The sequence below is a fragment of the Bartonella sp. TS25HLJMH genome (assembly GCF_042193505.1).
Lineage (GTDB): Bacteria > Pseudomonadota > Alphaproteobacteria > Rhizobiales > Rhizobiaceae > Bartonella > Bartonella grahamii.
In genome coordinates this window covers 1-1,021 of sequence record NZ_JBHILV010000084.1, presented here as the reverse complement: position 1 = coordinate 1,021, position 1,021 = coordinate 1, and the positions used below count along the sequence as shown (strand labels likewise).

The 1,021-nt window shown below is 34.9% G+C and carries 2 protein-coding genes; one reads left to right on the top strand and one right to left on the bottom strand.

All coding sequences use genetic code 11. The features are described 5' to 3' along the window. Positions 1-213: 213 nt before the first annotated feature. Positions 214-525, bottom strand: a complete 312-nt coding sequence (locus tag ACFINF_RS09360; RefSeq protein WP_375620609.1) for an XRE family transcriptional regulator — start codon at positions 523-525, stop codon at positions 214-216. 95 nt (positions 526-620) lie between these two features. Here ACFINF_RS09360 and ACFINF_RS09355 point away from each other — a divergent pair, with 95 nt between their 5' ends. After that, complete coding sequence (locus ACFINF_RS09355) at positions 621-968, top strand: hypothetical protein (protein WP_375620608.1); 348 nt, start codon at positions 621-623, stop codon at positions 966-968. Positions 969-1,021: the final 53 nt, after the last annotated feature.

Sequence of the window (1,021 nt, the reverse complement as noted above, 5' to 3'; positions counted from 1 at the left end):
ATAAGAATTGGATTTTCCATAATTGCTCCTCCCTAACGCCTCTTGGCAATTGTTTGTGCGTGGTTTATGGAATATATGTATTTCATTTTTAATGAAATATGTCAATAATAAATTTCATAAAATATGAAATATTTTGCATATGGAGGCTAATAGTGGATGAAGAAACGCTAAAAAAACTTTGGAATTATGGGGATAAAAAGGTGATAGCTGCTATTATTTTTTGTCTGATTGGCCAGAATTCTGAAGAATCGTTAAAACAGCTTGCTGAACTTCAGGCTTTGCTTGATAAAAAAGACTAACAAATTGTCCAGACCCCTCGATTAAAAAAGGTGGGACCTCGCCAATAAAATTAATAATTTTTATTAATTCATCTGCCTTTATCGAGCGGTTTGTGCCTGAGTTATTTAATATGCTGGTAAGAGTGGAAGGCAACACACCTAAATGCTTAGCCAGCATTTTTTTGCTGCCGTGTCCTTTTTTTACTAATTGCTCATTAAGCCATAATCTTAACTGTTCACGTTCCATATAATTAAATTCTTTCAGATTGAGTGAAAAATCAATTAAATAAATTCTGAATTTTTACTATTGATAAAATTCAGAATTTATGAAATTATACTAATATGAAACAAGAGCCAGCATATACGCTTATAAAATATTTAGGGGGTGTCACAAAGGTTGCACGCATTTTACATAAATGTAAAGGCGCTGTTTATCGTATAACCTACTCCAAGAAAAAAGGCGGTGCCGGTGGGTTGTTTCCTTCAACTTATCAGGCACAACTACTCATTTATGCTCAACGGCACAACATTGATCTACGTCCAGAGGATTTTTTCTATCCTGAGCGTTTGCAAGATTTGATGAAAGAAAAAAAATTATCTCCAACATCCGCATTCGTTGATTGTTCCCCTGTACGTGTGAAAGCATGTAAACAACGCGCTCTGTCACAACAGCAGCCTTCACACTCTTAAAGAAGAAAGATCATGAGAAACGGAATATTGAAGAAACTCTACACACGGATTTG